6 protein-coding genes, 9 tRNA genes and 6 rRNA genes are annotated in these 18624 nt (G+C 47.7%); 3 read left to right on the top strand and 18 right to left on the bottom strand.

The genetic code is table 11. The features are described from left to right. Positions 1–215: 215 nt before the first annotated feature. From tuf to ACYJZR_RS14625, 5 genes are all read right to left on the bottom strand, one after another. Positions 216–1400, bottom strand: coding sequence for an elongation factor Tu (gene tuf / locus ACYJZR_RS14605; RefSeq protein WP_005480487.1), 1185 nt, complete (start codon positions 1398–1400; stop codon positions 216–218). A 103-nt stretch (positions 1401–1503) separates the two neighbouring features. Next, positions 1504–1579, bottom strand: a tRNA-Thr gene (locus tag ACYJZR_RS14610). A gap of 13 nt (positions 1580–1592) precedes the next feature. Next, a tRNA-Gly gene (locus tag ACYJZR_RS14615) sits at positions 1593–1667 on the bottom strand. A 35-nt stretch (positions 1668–1702) separates the two neighbouring features. Further along, positions 1703–1787, bottom strand: a tRNA-Tyr gene (locus ACYJZR_RS14620). Between the two features lie 36 nt (positions 1788–1823). Next, positions 1824–1899 (bottom strand) — tRNA-Thr (locus ACYJZR_RS14625). 206 nt (positions 1900–2105) lie between these two features. Between ACYJZR_RS14625 and coaA the strand changes: the two genes are divergently transcribed. Next, positions 2106–3029, top strand: a complete 924-nt coding sequence (coaA, locus tag ACYJZR_RS14630) for a type I pantothenate kinase (protein WP_203498424.1) — start codon at positions 2106–2108, stop codon at positions 3027–3029. Positions 3030–3035: 6 nt separating this feature from the next. On the opposite strand, the gene birA is transcribed toward coaA, so the two are convergent. Together birA and murB are read right to left on the bottom strand one after the other, a co-directional pair. Then, positions 3036–4001 (bottom strand): bifunctional biotin--[acetyl-CoA-carboxylase] ligase/biotin operon repressor BirA, encoded by a 966-nt coding sequence (gene birA / locus ACYJZR_RS14635; RefSeq protein WP_005478002.1) that lies wholly within the window; start codon positions 3999–4001, stop codon positions 3036–3038. Beyond that, positions 3998–5041, bottom strand: coding sequence for a UDP-N-acetylmuramate dehydrogenase (gene murB / locus ACYJZR_RS14640; protein ID WP_025543204.1), 1044 nt, complete (start codon positions 5039–5041; stop codon positions 3998–4000). Before murB ends, birA begins: the two co-directional genes overlap by 4 nt. Positions 5042–5141: 100 nt before the next feature. Between murB and ACYJZR_RS14645 the strand changes: the two genes are divergently transcribed. Both ACYJZR_RS14645 and pssA read left to right on the top strand, forming a co-directional pair. Further along, positions 5142–5570 carry a GNAT family N-acetyltransferase gene (locus ACYJZR_RS14645; protein WP_406966477.1) on the top strand — a complete coding sequence of 143 codons (429 nt, stop codon included), beginning with the start codon at positions 5142–5144 and terminating at the stop codon, positions 5568–5570. Between the two features lie 74 nt (positions 5571–5644). Further along, on the top strand, positions 5645–6985 hold the full coding sequence (pssA, locus tag ACYJZR_RS14650; RefSeq protein WP_020904497.1) for a CDP-diacylglycerol--serine O-phosphatidyltransferase: 1341 nt from the start codon (positions 5645–5647) through the stop codon (positions 6983–6985). Between the two features lie 527 nt (positions 6986–7512). On the opposite strand, the gene ACYJZR_RS14655 is transcribed toward pssA, so the two are convergent. The 11 genes from ACYJZR_RS14655 to ACYJZR_RS14705 all read right to left on the bottom strand — a co-directional run bounded on the left by ACYJZR_RS14655 (position 7513) and on the right by ACYJZR_RS14705 (position 18251). Continuing rightward, positions 7513–7589: transfer RNA gene (locus tag ACYJZR_RS14655), tRNA-Asp, on the bottom strand. 30 nt (positions 7590–7619) lie between these two features. After that, a 5S ribosomal RNA gene (rrf, locus tag ACYJZR_RS14660) occupies positions 7620–7735 on the bottom strand. A 91-nt stretch (positions 7736–7826) separates the two neighbouring features. Beyond that, positions 7827–10717: ribosomal RNA gene (locus ACYJZR_RS14665) — 23S ribosomal RNA — on the bottom strand. A 264-nt stretch (positions 10718–10981) separates the two neighbouring features. Continuing rightward, a tRNA-Val gene (locus ACYJZR_RS14670) sits at positions 10982–11057 on the bottom strand. A gap of 14 nt (positions 11058–11071) precedes the next feature. Continuing rightward, a tRNA-Ala gene (locus tag ACYJZR_RS14675) sits at positions 11072–11147 on the bottom strand. A 32-nt stretch (positions 11148–11179) separates the two neighbouring features. Beyond that, positions 11180–11255 (bottom strand) — tRNA-Lys (locus ACYJZR_RS14680). Between the two features lie 2 nt (positions 11256–11257). After that, positions 11258–11333, bottom strand: a tRNA-Glu gene (locus ACYJZR_RS14685). Positions 11334–11453: 120 nt separating this feature from the next. After that, positions 11454–13006, bottom strand: a 16S ribosomal RNA gene (locus ACYJZR_RS14690). A 317-nt stretch (positions 13007–13323) separates the two neighbouring features. After that, positions 13324–13439, bottom strand: a 5S ribosomal RNA gene (gene rrf, locus ACYJZR_RS14695). 91 nt (positions 13440–13530) lie between these two features. Continuing rightward, a 23S ribosomal RNA gene (locus ACYJZR_RS14700) occupies positions 13531–16421 on the bottom strand. Positions 16422–16698: 277 nt separating this feature from the next. Beyond that, a 16S ribosomal RNA gene (locus ACYJZR_RS14705) occupies positions 16699–18251 on the bottom strand. Together the 16S, 23S and 5S rRNA genes with 5 tRNA genes alongside form the textbook arrangement of a ribosomal RNA operon. Positions 18252–18624: the final 373 nt, after the last annotated feature.

Consider the following 18624-nt stretch of genomic DNA (forward strand, 5'->3'; position numbering starts at 1 on the left):
CAGGGCAAACTCCATATCGCTGAAAAACAGCGAACTCTTCTTAAGATTAAGCCTCTTTGCCTAATCTTGCTCTGCACCCAACCCACTTCTGAACAAGAAAACAGCAAAAATAATGTTGAGCGCAGAAAAAGGGCATCAAATGATGCCCTTTTTGCTACTGGTTCGTCAAATCTAATTCAAGATTTTCCGAAAGCATTCGTTTAATTCGTTAAGAATTATTCGAAGATCTTAGCAACAACACCAGCACCTACTGTACGGCCACCTTCACGGATAGCGAAACGTAGACCTTCGTCCATTGCGATTGGTGCGATTAGCTCAACAACCATTTGGATGTTGTCGCCTGGCATTACCATTTCTACGCCTTCTGGTAGAGAGATGTCGCCAGTTACGTCAGTTGTACGGAAGTAGAACTGTGGACGGTAACCTTTGAAGAAAGGAGTGTGACGACCGCCTTCTTCTTTAGACAGTACGTATACTTCTGATTCGAACTTAGTGTGTGGAGTGATTGAACCAGGCTTAGCTAGTACTTGACCACGTTCAACTTCGTCACGCTTAGTACCACGTAGAAGTGCACCAACGTTCTCACCTGCACGGCCTTCGTCTAGAAGCTTACGGAACATCTCTACACCAGTACATGTTGTAGTAGTTGTATCCTTGATACCTACGATAGCAACTTCGTCACCAACTGTTAGGATACCACGCTCGATACGGCCAGTTACTACTGTACCACGACCTTGGATTGAGAATACGTCTTCGATAGGCATTAGGAATGGCTGATCTACCGCACGCTCTGGCTCAGGGATGTAAGTATCTAGAGCTTCAGCTAGTTCAACGATTTTCGCTTCCCACTGCTCTTCGCCGTTTAGTGCGCCTAGTGCAGAACCTTGGATAACTGGTAGATCATCACCTGGGAAATCGTATTCAGATAGAAGTTCACGAACTTCCATTTCTACTAGTTCTAGTAGCTCTTCATCGTCAACCATGTCACATTTGTTCATGAATACGATGATGTATGGGATACCAACCTGACGGCCTAGTAGGATGTGCTCACGAGTTTGTGGCATTGGGCCATCTGTCGCAGCAACAACTAGGATACCACCGTCCATCTGTGCAGCACCAGTGATCATGTTTTTAACGTAGTCAGCGTGTCCTGGACAGTCAACGTGCGCGTAGTGACGGCTTGGAGTGTCGTACTCAACGTGTGAAGTAGCGATTGTGATACCGCGCTCACGCTCTTCTGGAGCGTTATCGATAGATGCGAAGTCTTTCGCTTCACCGCCGTAAACTTTAGCTAGAGTAGTACAGATAGCTGCAGTTAGAGTTGTTTTACCGTGGTCAACGTGGCCGATAGTACCAACGTTAACGTGCGGTTTCGTACGTTCAAATTTTTCTTTAGACATGAGTGGTCCCTCTAGGTACGGATTTTTGGTGGCCCAAATTGACCACGCAACCAAATAAAGATTATTGGTAAATCTAATATCAAAAGGAGATAACTTTGAGAGCTGGTGCTGATAGGCAGACTCGAACTGCCGACCTCATCCTTACCAAGGATGCGCTCTACCACCTGAGCTATATCAGCACTCAAATTAGAGTGGAGCGGGCAGCGGGAATCGAACCCGCATCATCAGCTTGGAAGGCTGAGGTAATAGCCATTATACGATGCCCGCAACACGTAACTCTGAGAGCTATTTCCTAAAGAATATGGTGGAGGGGGACGGATTCGAACCATCGAAGGCAGTGCCGGCAGATTTACAGTCTGCTCCCTTTGGCCACTCGGGAACCCCTCCAAATTTTTAAGCCATTCTAACTACTAAAGGAAAGAATGGTGCCGACTACCGGAATCGAACTGGTGACCTACTGATTACAAGTCAGTTGCTCTACCTACTGAGCTAAGTCGGCATAAGTGGTGCGCATTCTATTGAATGATTTTCTAGGTTGCAATAGCTATTTAAAAAAAAGTCGTAAAAATCGTTTTTTTAGTTTCAATTGCTGCAAAATCATACAAACCTCGCTTTTTAAAGCAAACTTTCGTGCTTTGTCGTTTGCTTTGCACGGTGCTTGTTGTATGTTCTTGCTCTCTACTAAACCAAGGATAAAAGAGACCCATGAGTCCATTTTTGTCATTTGACCGTGCCGAGTGGGCAGAACTGCGTAATTCTGTTCCGATGACACTCTCTGAAGACGATCTAAAGGCGCTTCAAGGCATAAATGAAAACCTCACTATGGAGGAAGCGGTAGAGATCTACCTTCCTTTGTCTCGTCTACTCAATTTATATGTACAGGCTCGCCAAAGTCGCAACTCTGTTCTTCAGCAGTTTCTAAATACCGAGGAACACGCTCCGCCATTTGTTATTGGCATTGCGGGTAGTGTGGCTGTTGGAAAAAGTACAACAGCACGCATTCTTAAAGCACTGCTTTCTCGTTGGGAAAATCATCCCAAAGTCGCCTTAGTTACAACGGATGGCTTTCTGTATCCCAAAAAGATTCTGGAAGAGCGCGGTATCATGCATCGCAAGGGTTTTCCCGAATCTTACGACATCAAACGCTTGGTAGAATTTGTTTCTGATGTAAAGGCGGGTAAACCAAATCTTGAAGTACCTGTTTACTCACACATCACGTACGACATTACTGATGAGCTAAAAAAAGTCGACCGACCTGACGTGCTGATTATTGAAGGCTTAAACGTATTACAAAGCGGTATGGACTACCCACATGATCCACATCGAGTATTTGTATCTGATTTTCTTGATTTCTCAATTTATGTTGATGCGGAAAGTGAAACGATAGAGCAGTGGTATGTCGAGAGATTTTTGAAGTTTCGCCGCGGAGCTTTTACTAAACCAGGCTCCTACTTCAGCCACTATACGCAGCTGTCGGTCGATGAAGCGAAAAGTAAAGCGAAAGAAATTTGGCGCAATATTAATGGACTCAATCTGGAATTGAACATTCTTCCAACCAGAGAAAGAGCCCATTTGATCCTCCACAAAGGTGCTAACCACCTTGTCGACAAAGTATCGCTAAGAAAGTAAAGGGGCTCAGTCCCCTTTTCTCAACGAAATTTCTCCGCCAATGTAGGTTTCCAAACCATTTTCAGTTTTGAGCACCACCCCACCCTGTTGGTCGATACCTTGTACCACTCCGTGTATTTCTCTCGGTCCCATAAGAAGCTTAACCGGTCGGCCGATAAAGTTGTCCAAACGATTCCAACGTTCAACAAAACCACCCAGTCCAGTCAGTTCATATTCTTCTAACGCGGCTTTCCAATGATCGATAAGACGTATCGCCAATTGAGTTCTATCGATACTCACTTCATTGGAAATTTGGTTGAGTGTTGTCCAAGGTTGATCAATACCGGGCTGCACATCAGGCATGCCAATATTTAATCCCATTCCAATCACTAAGTGAGCTGCGCCTCCTGCTTGACCAGACATCTCCACTAAAATACCGGCTAGTTTTTTATCTTGATAGTAGATGTCGTTTGGCCACTTAAGCTTAACACCTTGGATACCGATACTTTCCAGTGCTTCGACTGCAGCAATACCCACGACCAAACTCAGTCCCATCGCTGCCGCCATACCCGCATCTAAACGCCAGTACATAGACAAATACAGATTGGTGCCAAATGGCGATATCCATTGACGTCCGCGACGACCGCGCCCCTGCGCCTGATATTCAGCGATACAAACTCGCCCTTTATCGGATTCGCTGACTTTCTCTAACAAATATTGATTCGTTGAATCAATCACGGAAATCAGTTCAACCGGAGTGCTAATGGCATTTTTCAGACGAGTTTCATCGAGTAATTGAAGAGGATGAGCCAGTTGATAGCCTCGTCCTTGGATACGATAAATATCCACTCCCCAATCATTCAACCCTTTAATATGCTTTGCAATTGCCGCTCTAGAAATGCCCAGTTGTTGTCCAAGCATTTCACCTGAATGGAAACCGCCATCGCTGAGTGTTTTAAGGATATGTAGCTTCACTGAGTGTTCTTTTCTCATTGCGCCGCCTCAATCTTAGCGAGATTAGTTTCACCTTGACGATTCATAAAGCGCACTTCGTGTTCGAGTTCAATCTGGTACTTATCCCACACCGCCTTTTTCACCAGAGAAGCAAGTTCAACCACGTCATCAGCACTGCAGTTGTCGACATTTGTTAATACCAACGCTTGTAAAGGGTTCACCTGAGCACCGTTGACTGAAATACCTTTCAAACCACACTGGTCAATCAGCCAACCGGCTGCCACTTTCATTCCCTCGTTTGCAGGGTAAGCCACCATGTTGCTATGCTTTCGAATGAGTTGATCATAATGATCTTGGCTGATCACAGGGTTTTTAAAGAAACTCCCTGCGTTACCGACTTTAGCTGGGTCTGGCAGTTTCTCCATACGAACTTGGCACACACGTTCAAAGATTGCATTTGGACTTAATTCGTTTTCAGGGATATTTTGTAACGGCCCATATTGATTCTTCGGCGTCCATCGCTTCGGCAGCTTCAAGCCAATGGCTGTGACAAAGCATTTTTCATATAGATCATGTTTGAAAACTGAATCTCGATACCCAAATTCGCAGTCTTCCGCACTCATCCGCCTCGTTTTTAAAGTCGTCAAATCCAATACATCGACGTAGCTACAAAGATCTTTTAGTTCAACCCCGTATGCGCCGATGTTTTGGATCGGAGCTGACCCAGCACAACCGGGAATCAAAGCTAAGTTTTCGATCCCGCCCATACCTTGGGCAATACACCAAGCCACTAAACTCGGCCAATCCTCCCCACCTTGAACATGCAGAAGATAATCTTCATGGGTTTCTGAAACCGATTTCCCCAGAAGGCGGTTAACGATGACGAGACCATCAAAATGTTCAGTAAATAGAACATTGCTGCCTTTACCCAAAAACAACTTCGGCAGACCTTGAAAAGCAGGATCTTGATAGAGGCTGATTACATCATCTATCGAGTCAACAATGGCTAAGTAGGAGCAAGTCTGCTCGATACCAAAAGTGTGAAAAGCCTTGAGGCTTGCGTGTTCTTTAATTTGCATAGTGATTTGCAACGCCAGATAAGATTCTCTTAAACTGGGCACATTCTACCCCAGTTAACTTTTAACCGCAGTGACAATACCTAACTCATTAATCATAGAAGTGTTAAATCCGATCAAACTCCCTTTGATCAAAAAGCTCTATAAAGCCCATTACCCCTCTGGGCGAGCCAAAAAAGATGAACTCATCATCACAGCCAGTCGTGAGGGTATGATCGTCGCACTACTAAGATTAAAAACCGTAGAACAATATCGCTTATTAACAGGCATGCTCGCCATCCCTGAAGTTAGAGGCACGAACGTTGGCCGCACTCTGCTAGAGCATTGCGAGAACAAAGTTTTCGAAGATGGTGATTATTGCTTCGCTTTTAGCTACTTAGAAAAATATTATGCTCAACATGGTTTCGAAACCATTGACAGTCATGAGCTGCCGAACTCCTTAAAGATGGCCTTTCAACGTTATGTTGATAGCGGCAAAGATCTCATTCCAATGCAATTTATCCCTTCAAAGGTTTCAAAGCGTGCGCTTTAGTAGCCAGGGAAATCATATCTTTGGTAAAATATCAGGTTCGCAATATTGCACTAAAATAAGGTACTCACACCGATATGATAGTAAATAGGAATCCATTCGAGCAGTTGCCTAGTCTCGCAATCAATCCTGAAGACTTTGATGTTCTGTACTCTGCAGAAACATTTCGAACTCGTCTTTTAGATGCGATCAGCAAAGCAACGTCACGAATCTACCTAGTCGCTCTATATCTGGAAGATGATGAAGCTGGGCGTGAAATACTCACTGCACTTTACGAAGCAAAGCAGCGTAATCCAGGATTAGACATTAATATCTGTGTTGACTGGCACCGAGCACAACGCGGCCTTATTGGTGCAGAAACATCAGAAGGCAACTCAGCGCTTTATAAAGCGTTTGCTGACCAATACCAACATGCCATCCCTGTTTATGGTATCCCCGTTCGCGGTCGAGAAGTATTTGGTGTACTTCATTTAAAAGGCTTCGTCGTCGACGATACCGTGATTTACAGTGGCGCTAGCCTTAATAACGTTTATTTACAGTACCATGGTCGCTATCGATTTGATCGCTACCATGTTATTAAGCACAAGTCCCTTGCAGATACGATGGTGAACTTCGTTCAAAATGAAATGATTGCTCACCCTGCAGTAAACGACTTGGCCGATCGAGATAAGCCAGAAACCAAAGAAATTAAATCGGCAATTCGCCAACTTCGCTCTTCTCTTGCTCAAGCCAACTATCAATTTGCCCATGAGGCAGCGGCGGAAGATAAAGTAAAGATCACACCTCTTGTTGGTCTTGGTAAGCGTCGAAACTTACTAAACCAGCAAATCGTCAAGCTACTAGCAGCAGCAAAAAACGAAATTTTCATCTGTACGCCATATTTTAACTTCCCTAAATCAATTCACCGGGAAGTAAAACGTGCAATGAAACGTGGAGTAAAAGTAACGATCGTGGTAGGAGATAAAACCGCGAACGATTTCTATATCTCTCCAGAAGAAGATTTCAAAACCATTGGTGGTCTTCCTTACCTTTACGAGGTAAATCTGCGCCGCTTTGCCAAAGCAAATGAGGCGAACATTGCAGCTCGTAAACTTTCAGTGCACTTATGGAAGCATGAAAACAACAGCTTCCACCTAAAGGGTATCTGGGTTGATAAGAGATACATGCTGCTTACGGGTAACAACTTAAATCCGCGTGCTTGGTCTCTCGATCTTGAAAATGGTTTATTGATTCAAGATGACTACGCAAACCTTACTCATAAGTTTGAAGATGAAGTAGCCCGAATCCTTGAACATACGCAGCTAATCTGCACTTACAAACAGTTGGAAAAAGTCGAAGATTACCCGCTTGCTGTGCAAAAACTCGTGAGAAAAATCACACGCTTAAAAGCTGACGGTGTTTTAAAGCGTATCCTTTAAATATCTTCCGCTTATTTGTCTTTCGAAAGCCCAACTTATGTTGGGCTTTTTTTGTACACGGCAGATCAAGTGATTTCCATTTTTCAAAAGACATATCTCACCCTGAAAGCCCAACACACTTTTTAAACATAAATACAGAGCGAGTATTTGATTAGTTCTAAGCACCTTAGAACGGCTTAAAAAATACTTATTAAAGGATTGAAACTAAGCTCACTCTCGAAAAACAGACAAAGGTGGTTAACACACTATCGAGTTCGCATGCTTAATCTTATAGATTGAATCAAATCGACAAACTCATATTACTCAAGACGATTGGAAATTGGGGAAAGCGAGTCCCGTATCGATATTAGCAAAATAGTAGAGAAGAATGCATTGTAGACTGAAATGACTAGCTAAGCTTTCAAATCAGTGTAAATGGCGGAGCTATTGGGACGGCAGACCACCGAGAATGGCCTTTCTTTGAAGGGAAAATGACCGCCCCTAAAACGACAAAAGCCCTGCTATTTCTAGCAGAGCTTTCAAATAAGTGGCGGAGCGGACGGGACTCGAACCCGCGACCCCCGGCGTGACAGGCCGGTATTCTAACCAACTGAACTACCGCTCCGCACTGGTTAGACCTAAGTCTAAATTTAAAGCCTGGCGATGTCCTACTCTCACATGGGGAAACCCCACACTACCATCGGCGCTATTTCGTTTCACTTCTGAGTTCGGAATGGAGTCAGGTGGGTCCAAAACGCTATGGTCGCCAAGCAAATTCTTTAATTCGGAAAGCTGTTTTTGTGTTCTCTACACATTCAATTCTGTTCTTGCTTCGAGTCCATCAAAACCCCTTGGGTGTTGTATGGTTAAGCCTCACGGGCAATTAGTATCAGTTAGCTCAATGCCTCACAGCACTTACACACCTGACCTATCAACGTCGTAGTCTCCGACAACCCTTTAGGATACTTAAAGTATCAGGGAAGACTCATCTCAGGGCTCGCTTCCCGCTTAGATGCTTTCAGCGGTTATCGATTCCGAACTTAGCTACCGGGCAATGCGTCTGGCGACACAACCCGAACACCAGAGGTTCGTCCACTCCGGTCCTCTCGTACTAGGAGCAGCCCCCTTCAATCTTCCAACGCCCACGGCAGATAGGGACCGAACTGTCTCACGACGTTCTAAACCCAGCTCGCGTACCACTTTAAATGGCGAACAGCCATACCCTTGGGACCGACTTCAGCCCCAGGATGTGATGAGCCGACATCGAGGTGCCAAACACCGCCGTCGATATGAACTCTTGGGCGGTATCAGCCTGTTATCCCCGGAGTACCTTTTATCCGTTGAGCGATGGCCCTTCCATTCAGAACCACCGGATCACTATGACCTGCTTTCGCACCTGCTCGAATTGTCATTCTCGCAGTCAAGCGGGCTTATGCCATTGCACTAACCTCACGATGTCCAACCGTGATTAGCCCACCTTCGTGCTCCTCCGTTACTCTTTGGGAGGAGACCGCCCCAGTCAAACTACCCACCAGGCACTGTCCGCAACCCCGATTAGGGGTCGACGTTAGAACATCAACACTACAAGGGTGGTATTTCAAGGACGGCTCCACACATACTGGCGTACGTGCTTCAAAGCCTCCCACCTATCCTACACATGTAGGGTCAATGTTCAGTGCCAAGCTGTAGTAAAGGTTCACGGGGTCTTTCCGTCTAGCCGCGGGTACACTGCATCTTCACAGCGATTTCAATTTCACTGAGTCTCGGGTGGAGACAGCGTGGCCATCATTACGCCATTCGTGCAGGTCGGAACTTACCCGACAAGGAATTTCGCTACCTTAGGACCGTTATAGTTACGGCCGCCGTTTACCGGGGCTTCGATCAAGAGCTTCGACCGAAGTCTAACCCCATCAATTAACCTTCCGGCACCGGGCAGGCGTCACACCGTATACGTCATCTTACGATTTTGCACAGTGCTGTGTTTTTAATAAACAGTTGCAGCCACCTGGTATCTGCGACTCTCGTCAGCTCCATCCGCGAGGGACTTCACCATCAAGAGCGTACCTTCTCCCGAAGTTACGGTACCATTTTGCCTAGTTCCTTCACCCGAGTTCTCTCAAGCGCCTTGGTATTCTCTACCCGACCACCTGTGTCGGTTTGGGGTACGATTCCTTACAATCTGAAGCTTAGAGGCTTTTCCTGGAAGCATGGCATCAATGACTTCACACCCGTAGGTGCTCGACGTCGTGTCTCAGCCTTAAAAAGAGCCGGATTTACCTAACTCTTAAGCCTACGCACTTGAACCTGGACAACCGTCGCCAGGCCCACCTAGCCTTCTCCGTCCCCCCATCGCAATTGTAAGAAGTACGGGAATATTAACCCGTTTCCCATCGACTACGCCTTTCGGCCTCGCCTTAGGGGTCGACTTACCCTGCCCCGATTAACGTTGGACAGGAACCCTTGGTCTTCCGGCGAGGAGGTTTTTCACCCCCTTTATCGTTACTCATGTCAGCATTCGCACTTCTGATACGTCCAGCATGCGTTACCACACACCTTCAACCGCTTACAGAACGCTCCCCTACCCAATGTGCAAAAGCACATTGCCGCAGCTTCGGTTTACTACTTAGCCCCGTTACATCTTCCGCGCAGGCCGACTCGACCAGTGAGCTATTACGCTTTCTTTAAATGATGGCTGCTTCTAAGCCAACATCCTGGCTGTCTGAGCCTTCCCACATCGTTTCCCACTTAGTAGTAATTTGGGACCTTAGCTGGCGGTCTGGGTTGTTTCCCTCTCCACGACGGACGTTAGCACCCGCCGTGTGTCTCCCGGATAGTACTTACTGGTATTCGGAGTTTGCAAAGGGTTGGTAAGTCGGGATGACCCCCTAGCCTTAACAGTGCTCTACCCCCAGTAGTATTCGTCCGAGGCGCTACCTAAATAGCTTTCGGGGAGAACCAGCTATCTCCAGGTTTGATTGGCCTTTCACCCCTAGCCACAAGTCATCCGCTAATTTTTCAACATTAGTCGGTTCGGTCCTCCAGTTGATGTTACTCAACCTTCAACCTGCCCATGGCTAGATCACCTGGTTTCGGGTCTATATCCAGAGACTGAACGCCCAGTTAAGACTCGGTTTCCCTACGGCTCCCCTAGATGGTTAACCTTGCCACTGAATATAAGTCGCTGACCCATTATACAAAAGGTACGCAGTCACAGGACAAAGCCTGCTCCTACTGCTTGTACGTACACGGTTTCAGGTTCTATTTCACTCCCCTCACAGGGGTTCTTTTCGCCTTTCCCTCACGGTACTGGTTCACTATCGGTCAGTCAGTAGTATTTAGCCTTGGAGGATGGTCCCCCCATATTCAGACAGGATATCACGTGTCCCGCCCTACTCGATTTCACTGAACACACGTCGTCAACTACGGGACTATCACCCTGTATCGTCGGACTTTCCAGACCGTTCGTCTAACGCGTGTAAAGCTTAAGGGCTAGTCCAATTTCGCTCGCCGCTACTTTCGGAATCTCGGTTGATTTCTTTTCCTCGGGGTACTTAGATGTTTCAGTTCCCCCGGTTCGCCTCATTAACCTATGTATTCAGTTAATGATACTTACTTATGTAAGTGGGTTTCCCCATTCAGAAATCCCAGACTCAAATGGTTGTTACTACCTAATCTGGGCTTATCGCAAGTTACTACGTCTTTCATCGCCTCTGACTGCCAAGGCATCCACCGTGTACGCTTAGTCACTTAACCATACAACCCGAAGGAGTTTCGAGTTGATGAACAAGTCACCAAAGTTGTCTGCAATTTTTATACATGATGCAGACTCGATTTTGCCGGACTCAAATTCCAAGAACACTTGAATGTGTTATTTTGGTGTTTGTCATAAAGACAAACATTGAGAACTTTACAAACAACAATAAATTGTTGTTTTGTCAGCTTTCCAAATTGTTAAAGAGCTAATCACTTCTAATGAAGTAACCATTTTTAAAAGCACTCATCGAATGCGCTTAAAGATGGTGGGCGATACCGGGCTCGAACCAGTGACCCCCTGCTTGTAAGGCAGGTGCTCTCCCAACTGAGCTAATCGCCCATTGTGTCAAAATATGGTGGAGCTATGCGGGATCGAACCGCAGACCTCCTGCGTGCAAGGCAGGCGCTCTCCCAGCTGAGCTATAGCCCCATATTTTGAGTTTTAATTCCTAATGGAAGGAATGGTGGGTCGTGCAGGATTCGAACCTGCGACCAATTGATTAAAAGTCAACTGCTCTACCAACTGAGCTAACGACCCAATGGTATCCCGTAGGGGAGTCGAACCCCTGTTACCGCCGTGAAAGGGCGGTGTCCTAGGCCTCTAGACGAACGGGACACTGCTGTCTGTTTCCACTTTAAAAAGCAGAACCAAACCTGAGAGTTTGGGAACTCTTCTTCTCTTTACTTTATAAACCGTATCAATCTGTGTGGACACTCATCGTGAGTAATCATCGTTTAAGGAGGTGATCCAGCGCCAGGTTCCCCTAGCGCTACCTTGTTACGACTTCACCCCAGTCATGAACCACAAAGTGGTAAGCGTCCCCCCGAAGGTTAAACTACCTACTTCTTTTGCAGCCCACTCCCATGGTGTGACGGGCGGTGTGTACAAGGCCCGGGAACGTATTCACCGTGGCATTCTGATCCACGATTACTAGCGATTCCGACTTCATGGAGTCGAGTTGCAGACTCCAATCCGGACTACGACGCACTTTTTGGGATTCGCTCACTTTCGCAAGTTGGCTGCCCTCTGTATGCGCCATTGTAGCACGTGTGTAGCCCTACTCGTAAGGGCCATGATGACTTGACGTCGTCCCCACCTTCCTCCGGTTTATCACCGGCAGTCTCCCTGGAGTTCCCGACATTACTCGCTGGCAAACAAGGATAAGGGTTGCGCTCGTTGCGGGACTTAACCCAACATTTCACAACACGAGCTGACGACAGCCATGCAGCACCTGTCTCAGAGTTCCCGAAGGCACCAATCCATCTCTGGAAAGTTCTCTGGATGTCAAGAGTAGGTAAGGTTCTTCGCGTTGCATCGAATTAAACCACATGCTCCACCGCTTGTGCGGGCCCCCGTCAATTCATTTGAGTTTTAATCTTGCGACCGTACTCCCCAGGCGGTCTACTTAACGCGTTAGCTCCGAAAGCCACGGCTCAAGGCCACAACCTCCAAGTAGACATCGTTTACGGCGTGGACTACCAGGGTATCTAATCCTGTTTGCTCCCCACGCTTTCGCATCTGAGTGTCAGTATCTGTCCAGGGGGCCGCCTTCGCCACCGGTATTCCTTCAGATCTCTACGCATTTCACCGCTACACCTGAAATTCTACCCCCCTCTACAGTACTCTAGTCTGCCAGTTTCAAATGCAATTCCGAGGTTGAGCCCCGGGCTTTCACATCTGACTTAACAAACCACCTGCATGCGCTTTACGCCCAGTAATTCCGATTAACGCTCGCACCCTCCGTATTACCGCGGCTGCTGGCACGGAGTTAGCCGGTGCTTCTTCTGTCGCTAACGTCAAATAATGCAGCTATTAACTACACTACCTTCCTCACGACTGAAAGTGCTTTACAACCCGAAGGCCTTCTTCACACACGCGGCATGGCTGCATCAGGCTTGCGCCCATTGTGCAATATTCCCCACTGCTGCCTCCCGTAGGAGTCTGGACCGTGTCTCAGTTCCAGTGTGGCTGATCATCCTCTCAGACCAGCTAGGGATCGTCGCCTTGGTGAGCCCTTACCTCACCAACTAGCTAATCCCACCTAGGCATATCCTGACGCGAGAGGCCCGAAGGTCCCCCTCTTTGGCCCGTAGGCATCATGCGGTATTAGCCATCGTTTCCAATGGTTATCCCCCACATCAGGGCAATTTCCTAGGCATTACTCACCCGTCCGCCGCTCGACGCCGTTATCGTTCCCCGAAGGTTCAGATAACTCGTTTCCGCTCGACTTGCATGTGTTAGGCCTGCCGCCAGCGTTCAATCTGAGCCATGATCAAACTCTTCAATTTAAGATTTTGTTCGGCTCAATGAATACTGAACATTACATAAAGTAATGTTTGAATTGACTGTGCTGAATCCGAAGATTCAATGGTCACTTCGTTTCATTGAAACCTAATTTGATACCGAAGTATCTAATTGGATTATCATCAACGAGTGCCCACACAGATTGATAGGTTTATATTGTTAAAGAGCTTGGCTTTCAGTGCCTTAGCACTCAAGCGAGGTGCGTATAATACGCTTTCCACTTTTAAAGTCAACATAAAACTCTAAAAAAGATTAGAACTTTATGGTGACTTGCTTAAATCTTAAGCAAGTGCAAATTAAAGCCTGGCGATGTCCTACTCTCACATGGGGAAACCCCACACTACCATCGGCGCTATTTCGTTTCACTTCTGAGTTCGGAATGGAGTCAGGTGGGTCCAAAACGCTATGGTCGCCAAGCAAATTCTTTAATTCGGAAAGCTGTTTTTGTGTTCTCTACACATTCAATTCTGTTCTTGCTTCGAGTCCATCAAAACCCCTTGGGTGTTGTATGGTTAAGCCTCACGGGCAATTAGTATCAGTTAGCTCAATGCCTCACAGCACTTACACACCTGACCTATCAACGTCGTAGTCTCCGACAACCCTTTAGGATACTTAAAGTATCAGGGAAGACTCATCTCAGGGCTCGCTTCCCGCTTAGATGCTTTCAGCGGTTATCGATTCCGAACTTAGCTACCGGGCAATGCGTCTGGCGACACAACCCGAACACCAGAGGTTCGTCCACTCCGGTCCTCTCGTACTAGGAGCAGCCCCCTTCAATCTTCCAACGCCCACGGCAGATAGGGACCGAACTGTCTCACGACGTTCTAAACCCAGCTCGCGTACCACTTTAAATGGCGAACAGCCATACCCTTGGGACCGACTTCAGCCCCAGGATGTGATGAGCCGACATCGAGGTGCCAAACACCGCCGTCGATATGAACTCTTGGGCGGTATCAGCCTGTTATCCCCGGAGTACCTTTTATCCGTTGAGCGATGGCCCTTCCATTCAGAACCACCGGATCACTATGACCTGCTTTCGCACCTGCTCGAATTGTCATTCTCGCAGTCAAGCGGGCTTATGCCATTGCACTAACCTCACGATGTCCAACCGTGATTAGCCCACCTTCGTGCTCCTCCGTTACTCTTTGGGAGGAGACCGCCCCAGTCAAACTACCCACCAGGCACTGTCCGCAACCCCGATTAGGGGTCGACGTTAGAACATCAACACTACAAGGGTGGTATTTCAAGGACGGCTCCACACATACTGGCGTACGTGCTTCAAAGCCTCCCACCTATCCTACACATGTAGGGTCAATGTTCAGTGCCAAGCTGTAGTAAAGGTTCACGGGGTCTTTCCGTCTAGCCGCGGGTACACTGCATCTTCACAGCGATTTCAATTTCACTGAGTCTCGGGTGGAGACAGCGTGGCCATCATTACGCCATTCGTGCAGGTCGGAACTTACCCGACAAGGAATTTCGCTACCTTAGGACCGTTATAGTTACGGCCGCCGTTTACCGGGGCTTCGATCAAGAGCTTCGACCGAAGTCTAACCCCATCAATTAACCTTCCGGCACCGGGCAGGCGTCACACCGTATACGTCATCTTACGATTTTGCACAGTGCTGTGTTTTTAATAAACAGTTGCAGCCACCTGGTATCTGCGACTCTCGTCAGCTCCATCCGCGAGGGACTTCACCATCAAGAGCGTACCTTCTCCCGAAGTTACGGTACCATTTTGCCTAGTTCCTTCACCCGAGTTCTCTCAAGCGCCTTGGTATTCTCTACCCGACCACCTGTGTCGGTTTGGGGTACGATTCCTTACAATCTGAAGCTTAGAGGCTTTTCCTGGAAGCATGGCATCAATGACTTCACACCCGTAGGTGCTCGACGTCGTGTCTCAGCCTTAAAAAGAGCCGGATTTACCTAACTCTTAAGCCTACGCACTTGAACCTGGACAACCGTCGCCAGGCCCACCTAGCCTTCTCCGTCCCCCCATCGCAATTGTAAGAAGTACGGGAATATTAACCCGTTTCCCATCGACTACGCCTTTCGGCCTCGCCTTAGGGGTCGACTTACCCTGCCCCGATTAACGTTGGACAGGAACCCTTGGTCTTCCGGCGAGGAGGTTTTTCACCCCCTTTATCGTTACTCATGTCAGCATTCGCACTTCTGATACGTCCAGCATGCGTTACCACACACCTTCAACCGCTTACAGAACGCTCCCCTACCCAATGTGCAAAAGCACATTGCCGCAGCTTCGGTTTACTACTTAGCCCCGTTACATCTTCCGCGCAGGCCGACTCGACCAGTGAGCTATTACGCTTTCTTTAAATGATGGCTGCTTCTAAGCCAACATCCTGGCTGTCTGAGCCTTCCCACATCGTTTCCCACTTAGTAGTAATTTGGGACCTTAGCTGGCGGTCTGGGTTGTTTCCCTCTCCACGACGGACGTTAGCACCCGCCGTGTGTCTCCCGGATAGTACTTACTGGTATTCGGAGTTTGCAAAGGGTTGGTAAGTCGGGATGACCCCCTAGCCTTAACAGTGCTCTACCCCCAGTAGTATTCGTCCGAGGCGCTACCTAAATAGCTTTCGGGGAGAACCAGCTATCTCCAGGTTTGATTGGCCTTTCACCCCTAGCCACAAGTCATCCGCTAATTTTTCAACATTAGTCGGTTCGGTCCTCCAGTTGATGTTACTCAACCTTCAACCTGCCCATGGCTAGATCACCTGGTTTCGGGTCTATATCCAGAGACTGAACGCCCAGTTAAGACTCGGTTTCCCTACGGCTCCCCTAGATGGTTAACCTTGCCACTGAATATAAGTCGCTGACCCATTATACAAAAGGTACGCAGTCACAGGACAAAGCCTGCTCCTACTGCTTGTACGTACACGGTTTCAGGTTCTATTTCACTCCCCTCACAGGGGTTCTTTTCGCCTTTCCCTCACGGTACTGGTTCACTATCGGTCAGTCAGTAGTATTTAGCCTTGGAGGATGGTCCCCCCATATTCAGACAGGATATCACGTGTCCCGCCCTACTCGATTTCACTGAACACACGTCGTCAACTACGGGACTATCACCCTGTATCGTCGGACTTTCCAGACCGTTCGTCTAACGCGTGTAAAGCTTAAGGGCTAATCCAATTTCGCTCGCCGCTACTTTCGGAATCTCGGTTGATTTCTTTTCCTCGGGGTACTTAGATGTTTCAGTTCCCCCGGTTCGCCTCCTTACCCTATGTATTCAGGTAAGGATACGTGCTTATGCACGTGGGTTTCCCCATTCAGAAATCCCAGACTCAAATGGTTGTTACTACCTAATCTGGGCTTATCGCAAGTTACTACGTCTTTCATCGCCTCTGACTGCCAAGGCATCCACCGTGTACGCTTAGTCACTTAACCATACAACCCGAAGGAGTTTCGAGTTGATGAACAAGTCACCAAAGTTGTCTGCAATTTTTATACATGATGCAGACTCGATTTTGCCGGACTCAAATTCCAAGAACACTTGAATGTGTTATTTTGGTGTTTGTCATAAAGACAAACATTGAGAACTTTACAAACAACAATAAATTGTTGTTTTGTCAGCTTTCCAAATTGTTAAAGAGCTATGTTAGCTACAAGCTTGCGCTTGTGAACTATCAATCTGTGTGGACACTCATCGTGAGTAATCATCGTTTAAGGAGGTGATCCAGCGCCAGGTTCCCCTAGCGCTACCTTGTTACGACTTCACCCCAGTCATGAACCACAAAGTGGTAAGCGTCCCCCCGAAGGTTAAACTACCTACTTCTTTTGCAGCCCACTCCCATGGTGTGACGGGCGGTGTGTACAAGGCCCGGGAACGTATTCACCGTGGCATTCTGATCCACGATTACTAGCGATTCCGACTTCATGGAGTCGAGTTGCAGACTCCAATCCGGACTACGACGCACTTTTTGGGATTCGCTCACTTTCGCAAGTTGGCTGCCCTCTGTATGCGCCATTGTAGCACGTGTGTAGCCCTACTCGTAAGGGCCATGATGACTTGACGTCGTCCCCACCTTCCTCCGGTTTATCACCGGCAGTCTCCCTGGAGTTCCCGACATTACTCGCTGGCAAACAAGGATAAGGGTTGCGCTCGTTGCGGGACTTAACCCAACATTTCACAACACGAGCTGACGACAGCCATGCAGCACCTGTCTCAGAGTTCCCGAAGGCACCAATCCATCTCTGGAAAGTTCTCTGGATGTCAAGAGTAGGTAAGGTTCTTCGCGTTGCATCGAATTAAACCACATGCTCCACCGCTTGTGCGGGCCCCCGTCAATTCATTTGAGTTTTAATCTTGCGACCGTACTCCCCAGGCGGTCTACTTAACGCGTTAGCTCCGAAAGCCACGGCTCAAGGCCACAACCTCCAAGTAGACATCGTTTACGGCGTGGACTACCAGGGTATCTAATCCTGTTTGCTCCCCACGCTTTCGCATCTGAGTGTCAGTATCTGTCCAGGGGGCCGCCTTCGCCACCGGTATTCCTTCAGATCTCTACGCATTTCACCGCTACACCTGAAATTCTACCCCCCTCTACAGTACTCTAGTCTGCCAGTTTCAAATGCAATTCCGAGGTTGAGCCCCGGGCTTTCACATCTGACTTAACAAACCACCTGCATGCGCTTTACGCCCAGTAATTCCGATTAACGCTCGCACCCTCCGTATTACCGCGGCTGCTGGCACGGAGTTAGCCGGTGCTTCTTCTGTCGCTAACGTCAAATAATGCAGCTATTAACTACACTACCTTCCTCACGACTGAAAGTGCTTTACAACCCGAAGGCCTTCTTCACACACGCGGCATGGCTGCATCAGGCTTGCGCCCATTGTGCAATATTCCCCACTGCTGCCTCCCGTAGGAGTCTGGACCGTGTCTCAGTTCCAGTGTGGCTGATCATCCTCTCAGACCAGCTAGGGATCGTCGCCTTGGTGAGCCCTTACCTCACCAACTAGCTAATCCCACCTAGGCATATCCTGACGCGAGAGGCCCGAAGGTCCCCCTCTTTGGCCCGTAGGCATCATGCGGTATTAGCCATCGTTTCCAATGGTTATCCCCCACATCAGGGCAATTTCCTAGGCATTACTCACCCGTCCGCCGCTCGACGCCGTTATCGTTCCCCGAAGGTTCAGATAACTCGTTTCCGCTCGACTTGCATGTGTTAGGCCTGCCGCCAGCGTTCAATCTGAGCCATGATCAAACTCTTCAATTTAAGATTTTGTTCGGCTCAATGAATACTGAACATTACATAAAGTAATGTTTGAATTGACTGTGCTGAATCCGAAGATTCAATGGTCACTTCGTTTCATTGAAACCTAATTTGATACCGAAGTATCGAATTGGATTATCATCAACGAGTGCCCACACAGATTGATAGGTTCTTATTTTTAAAGAGCTTTTCTAACATTTTCAGCAACTTAGTCGCTCGTCGTTAGGGGTGCGTATCTTACTTCACACCGTGAGAGAGTCAAGCATTTTTTTCAAATTTCTTTTCTCTCAATTCCGACTCGCTGTGTGACTTTCGTCTCACTCCGTGTCGGTGGATGCGCAGTATAGGGAGTTGAGAAATTAGTACAAGCGTTTTT

The organism is Vibrio sp. RC2502, from assembly GCF_054850435.1.

What these genes read in the sequence shown, in the direction of transcription:
- tuf (WP_005480487.1), bottom strand. Translation starts at nt 1,400, where the DNA reads ATGTCTAAAGAAAAATTTGAACGTACGAAACCGCACGTTAACGTTGGT.
- coaA (WP_203498424.1), top strand. Translation starts at nt 2,106, where the DNA reads ATGAGTCCATTTTTGTCATTTGACCGTGCCGAGTGGGCAGAACTGCGT.
- birA (WP_005478002.1), bottom strand. Translation starts at nt 4,001, where the DNA reads ATGAGAAAAGAACACTCAGTGAAGCTACATATCCTTAAAACACTCAGC.
- murB (WP_025543204.1), bottom strand. Translation starts at nt 5,041, where the DNA reads ATGCAAATTAAAGAACACGCAAGCCTCAAGGCTTTTCACACTTTTGGT.
- pssA (WP_020904497.1), top strand. Translation starts at nt 5,645, where the DNA reads ATGATAGTAAATAGGAATCCATTCGAGCAGTTGCCTAGTCTCGCAATC.